The organism is Okeania sp., from assembly GCF_983059655.1.
This window is the reverse complement of the sequence record NZ_CEZPJD010000477.1, coordinates 1-6,102: the sequence shown is the minus strand read 5'-3', so window position 1 is coordinate 6,102 and position 6,102 is coordinate 1. Positions and strand designations below refer to the sequence as shown.

Below are 6,102 nucleotides of genomic sequence, written 5' to 3'. Positions count from 1 at the left end.
TCTTCCTTCCAACCTAATCAAAAATATCTAAAAATACTCCTAAAATTCTATTAATCGGGCTGAAAGGAGCTAAAACACCCCTAACATTATCAGTCAAAGCTGCCCTACCAGAACGACCAACTAAAATCACATCATTATTAAGTAAAGTAGGATTAGTTTCCTCATTAACTTCTGCAGAGAAATCTACTTGTACCTGACGACGAGTAACAGTACCGTTTGGGTTGAGGCGAATAAGTTCTATTTTTTCAGTTTCAGCTCTTCCCTGATTAAAACCCCCTGCCGCCAATAAAGCTTGATTAAGCGTACTATTCGGAACCATAAAAATTATTCCAGGGTTAACAACTTCTCCAATCAGATTAATTTTTAGATTACCAGGAGAAAAACTTGATGCAGTAACTTCCGCCAATTCATCCAAATTAACTTCATCTGCTACTGGCACATAAATAGTATCTCCTGACTCTAAAACTAAGTCCTGGTTTAAATCTCCATTTTGCAGAAGTTGCCAAAGGTCTACTTTAATAATTTGTTCTGTACCAGCACGAGTTAGTCGGCGCACCCTAATTTGTCGAATATCTGCAGATGGAGTAATACCGCCTGCCATTTTAATTGCCTTAGTAACAGTATGTAACTTAGTATTTTGAGCAGATGAAATATTATTATCTGCTTCGGTAGAATCTGAATTTTCTTCTGTAGCTGAAAGTTGACTTTGGTCAATACCTGTTTCTAATATATATGGACCAGGCCGTGCAACTTCTCCCACCACTGCAATGTTGAGAGGTTGAGCATTAGTACCAGCAAAGTTAGCATTTACTAATTGAGCAGACTCTACTGGATTAACTTCAGTAATACTAGGGACAAATAAAGTATCCCCATCCCGCAGAGCAATATCTTGGCGCAAGTTACCCTCTTGCAGTAATTCCCATAAATTAATACTAATGACTTGCTCTGGACTATTGAGTTGGGTACGACGAATTTTGATTTGCCTGACATCTGCTGAAGTGGTCACTCCACCTGCAACCTGTAATGCTTTAGTCACTGTAGGTAATTGAGTCCCACCTTGAACATCCTCCCTTCCATCAACAATAGGAGAAATAATATATGAACCTGGATGTTGGACTTCTCCAGCGATCGCTATTTTTAGTGGACGTGCTGCTACGAGATTGAGATTAACTATAGATATTTGTAGATATTCGCCGTATTTTTCTTGAATTAATTCTTTTGCTTCATCTAAAGTCTTTCCCTCAACTAATACATTACCTACCAATGGCAAGTTAAGAGTCCCATCAATTTGTACTTTATGTTGGCCATTTTTCCCACTGTACTCTGGCATATTGAAGATATCTATTTGAACGCGATCGCCACTACCAAGTGTATATGCTGTTGAGTCTGGTAAAGGAGTTTCTGGTTCTGGGATAGATATTGGTTCTGATGCCGGAGCAAGCAGCGGTGGTTTTGCTTCCGTACCTTGAGGCCAAGGCTCTGTTAGTTTTGGTAAAGTTGAGTTTACTGGCGACATCTGAGATTTTTGAGAGAGGGGTTGAGCTTGTGCAGAATATGCCAATCTCCAGCAACTGCATAATAAAACTATTACTCCATAGCTTAGATTTTTGGATAAAGATTTTATTAGCAAAATGTCATCTTCGCGGTCCCTAGATTTATTTTGCCTCATTGCCTGTTCCCTCCCTATTTTGTTTTACGCCAAATGACCTGATTTTTCCAAGCTACTAATTATATGAGCTACGCTCTCTTCTAATGTTTCTTTATCTGTCTGGCAAGTAATTTCTGGATTTTCTGGTGGCTCGTAAGGGTCGTCAATACCAGTGAAATTTTTGATTTCTCCTGCCCTAGCTCTGGCATATAATCCTTTTACATCACGTTTTTCACATACTTCTAATGGTGCATTTATATAAACTTCTATAAAGTTTTCATCCATTTCCCTTATTTGATTGCGGATTTCTCTGTAGGGACTAATTGCTGCGGTAATTGCTACTACTCCATTACGGCTAAGGAGATGAGCTACAAACCCAATTCTCCGTACATTTATATCTCGGTCTTCTTTACTAAAAGTCAACCCTTTTGATAAGTTTTCTCTAACTATATCCCCATCTAATATCTCTACCTTACTACCTCTTTGTTTTAACTTTTCTGCCACAACCTTACTTATAGTTGTTTTCCCAGCTCCACTTAAGCCTGTAAACCACAAAATGAATCCTTTTTCCATTTTTACTTAGTTTTTGCGAGTTTTGACTAACTCTATATTTTACCAGAATTTTTGAATGAGTAGGTAATACCTGTGTAAGTAAATTTTTTGACAAGAACAAATAAAATTTTAGGCCACCAACCTAATTAATAATTTTATTTACTGAATTTTATTTACTGAATAGGGGCAATATAGACCGGATAATAATGGGTAGATAGTTGAAGCTCCATTTTCATTCTTTCATAATCTGTAGAATTAATTGAGGTTTTAACTTAAAATCCGCTTCTCTTCGTAAACCCACTTTAATATCTTTTTACTTAACCCCTTTTTTTCAGTTCTAGTATTACTTATTTGCCACAGTTTTTGGTAAATATTTTAGTGCTAAAAATCGGTATAAAAGCAAATTAAATTTATCAAATTTTTGCTAAATATCCTGATTTTATGTTCCATGTCCGTATCAGAGAATAGACACTCTCACACGGATAAAACCTATGCAAAATTACACAGCGATTATTTTTTCTTTTTTATTATTACTAGGTAATGCTCCTAGTAGTAAAGCTTTAATCACTGAAAATGAAGTAGCATTATCTTCTACATTTTTCAGAGGTTCTGCTCGAACTAAAACTCATGAAGATCGTGTCAGAAAGAGAAGTATACGAGCTTTTGTAAATACAATTTGTACTTCTGAGCTTGAAAGTGACAAATGTCCTCATCGTGGTAGTGGACGCTGAAGTTCAGAAAAATTTCTCTTGTGATATTAAGTTAGAATCGTTAATTATATCTTTGCTCAAATAGTTTGAGCCCTTGCTTTGACAATCTTATACTCTCTGAAAATTTGTCAAAAATTCTCTTGTTAATTAATGAATGAGAGAATTTTATTTTCAATACCATAGAGTAAGCTGTTGAAAATTTAAACTATATAGCTTCAGACCTTTAACTTTTAACAGAGAACATAAAATCTAAATCGTTTATTAACTTTAGTAGCCATTAGACATCTCCGACAATAAAAAATAAAATCAATTATCGCACAGAAATTATCAATTCTTTTCCTCTACTGCCTACAGCAAAGCTGCCTACTGCCTCTTTTCCGGAGATGTCTATTGATACTACTGCTATAAGCGGGATCGATGGTTCTTTTATATGCTATATTGATATATGATTGATATATCTATAATATCTATAAATGTCAGTCAAAAATACACAGGGTGTCAAAATCTACTAACATAACAAACTATTTGTACGCTTAATTTGCGTGCTTGCTCTTACGCCAAATCCAAAAAGTCTCAAAGATGTATATTTGTTTGGTACAAGAGTTGTATTTTGCTGACTTTCTGTTGTTTAAGTATCATCATAGTTAGCATATTTTTAATTTTTAATAGAGGATGATACTATGCCTCTTATGTTTTTGTTATTTTGGGGATTGTAATGAAAAATGATACCGATCTAAATGATACCGAGCTGATTAATAGCCTTAGCCCCAGTGCTATGGATCAGATTATGTTATATCTGGCGTTTAGTGCCATGAGGACGAGCGGGCATCGTCATGGAGCTTTCTTGGATGCGGCTGCAACTGCGGCTAAATGTGCGATTTATATGACCTATATTGAACAGAATCAAAATCTGCGCATGACAGGACATCTGCATCATATAGAACCTAAACGGGTTAAAGTGATTGTGCAAGAAGTAGAAGAAGCACTCACTAAAGGTAAACTTCTAAAAATGTTGGGTTCTCAAGAACCTCGCTATTTGATTCAGTTTCCCTATGTATGGCTAGAACAGTATCCTTGGAATCCAGGACAATCAAGGGTTCCTGGTAACAATCTTACTGCTGAGGAAAAGCGATATACTGAAACTAAACTGCCCCCTAATATGCCTGATGCCAAATTGATTAATTCTTTTCAGTTTATGGAATTAATTGAGTTTTTACACAGACGGTCTCAGGAAGATTTACCAGCAGAACGCCGAATGCCTCTGAGTGAAGCTTTAGCAGAACATATTAAACGTCGCTTGATTTATTCTGGTACGGTTACTAAGATAGATTCTCCTTGGGGAATGCCTTTTTATGCCTTGACTCGTTCTTCTTATTCCCCAGAAGATGATGAGGAACGCACTTATATCATGGTCGAGGATACAGCTCGCTATTTTCGTATGATGAGGGATTGGGCAGAACAAAACAATAAGGTAATGCGTATTTTGGAGGAGTTTGATATTTCTCCAGATCGCTATGAGCAAGCTAAAGAAGAGTTAGACGAAATCATTAGACATTGGGCAGACCGTTATCATCAAACAGACGGAAAACAAATGATAGTACAGATGGTTTTTGGCCCCAAGGATGATTAGTCTAATTACTTTTCAACAATTAATAATTAACAATTAATAATTACTTCTTCTGTAATAGAAGAATTGACTAAAACGGTTTTTTTTCTTTTTTATCCATTAGTTAATTGATCGGTTTTATACCTTAATTTTTCGGTAAACTTCGCTCATTGAGGAGTTAGAAGTTATTCTAGCTCCTGATTGAATTGAATTTTCAACAATTAATAATTTTGATCTGATATGGAATCAGGTTATACAATATACGTTTATAATTCTATCCGCACTTCAACATTAGACATCTCCTCCAAAACAAAGAGTAGGCACTAGGCAGTAGATGGGGAAGGATTAATAATTTCTTTGTGATAATTGATTTGATTTTTTACGATCAGAGATGTCTATTTAATCTCACCATTTCCCCATCCCCCCATCTCTCTCAATTATAGAACCCATTTGAGATCTATATAATAGACCTCTCCGGAAAAGAGGGAGTAGGGAGTAGGGAGTAGGGGAAAATAATTGATGATTTATGCGTATGGGATTGATTTAATTTTTGACGATCGCCAGATGTCTAATTATGGTAGTCAAGTCTTTTCGTGTATCAATGAGTGAGGAAAAATCTGAAAAAGGAGTGTTGAATTTTTTGTATTATCTATCCCCACATCTTCCCTCTTCACTTTTTCCCTCTTAATCTCCTGTCTCCAGTGTAGCTGTCTCCTGACTCAAGGCTAAAAAAACGCGCATATTTATCAAGATACGATCGGAGGTTCTATATAATCTGAATTGCCTGTAGATTTATAGTACTTGGGAGAAAGGAGAAAGGAAGGATGAGAGTGGGAAAAATCTTAGGATATTGCAGTATTCGATCTTTATTTTGCATTGTAGTCATTTCAAATAAGAATGAAACCCTCATTTGACAAGAAACCATTGTCTGAATCTAAACTGAAATGACTATAAATAAAATTAGATCGGCAAAATATAAATTCTACTGCGGTTTTTCATTTTATTAAGCTTCTAGGCAGAGCCACAGACTTAACTCCAAAATACACTAAATTTTACTTTTAAGCAATAAAGGCTGTATTGTTTACCTATCAATATTTTCAGCTTTTTCTAGAGGGGTAGGAAATAGAGGTACGAGCTGTGCTATCGCATCTTTTTTCGCCCTAATTTACACCCGAAAAAGGTATGTTGAACTAATTTAGCTAATTTGATTTTAAATAACTAATCCTTAACTTAATTTTTTATAATTTTTAATTATTTGAGTATTTGTAGCTACCGATCTAAGACATAGACAAGTTTAACCTACATTCAGCACGACAAAACGTAGTATAAAGGGCAAGTAGTCAATAGCCAGTAGTCAGTAGTCAGTAGGGAATGATGTGCAGCTTATATGTGGCGTGTGCGCGAGTATTTATGCTTAATATTTTCCTGATAATTTGACTCTTGAAAAAGGTCAATGACGATAATTTATACAGTATAAATACTTGCCAAATTCGGAATTTATATAGTCATTCTGGTTTAGATTGAGACGAGATTTTCTTACTGTGAAAGGGTTTTAGCTGAAAAAGTGTTCCATTCTTTTTCAGAAT

General features: G+C 35.5%; 4 protein-coding genes. 2 read left to right on the top strand and 2 right to left on the bottom strand.

All coding sequences use genetic code 11. The annotated features are described in order from the left end of the window. Positions 1–13: 13 nt before the first annotated feature. On the bottom strand, positions 14–1,669 hold the full coding sequence (locus AC3DU7_RS22200; protein WP_488041478.1) for a polysaccharide biosynthesis/export family protein: 1,656 nt from the start codon (positions 1,667–1,669) through the stop codon (positions 14–16). 24 nt (positions 1,670–1,693) lie between these two features. Continuing rightward, a complete protein-coding gene (gene cysC, locus AC3DU7_RS22195) occupies positions 1,694–2,221 on the bottom strand; it encodes an adenylyl-sulfate kinase (RefSeq protein WP_488041477.1) in 528 nt (175 codons plus the stop codon). Between the two features lie 470 nt (positions 2,222–2,691). Here cysC and AC3DU7_RS22190 point away from each other — a divergent pair, with 470 nt between their 5' ends. Beyond that, a complete protein-coding gene (locus tag AC3DU7_RS22190) occupies positions 2,692–2,931 on the top strand; it encodes a hypothetical protein (protein WP_488041476.1) in 240 nt (79 codons plus the stop codon). 694 nt (positions 2,932–3,625) lie between these two features. Next, complete coding sequence (hetR, locus tag AC3DU7_RS22185; protein ID WP_488041475.1) at positions 3,626–4,540, top strand: heterocyst differentiation master regulator HetR; 915 nt, start codon at positions 3,626–3,628, stop codon at positions 4,538–4,540. Positions 4,541–6,102: the final 1,562 nt, after the last annotated feature.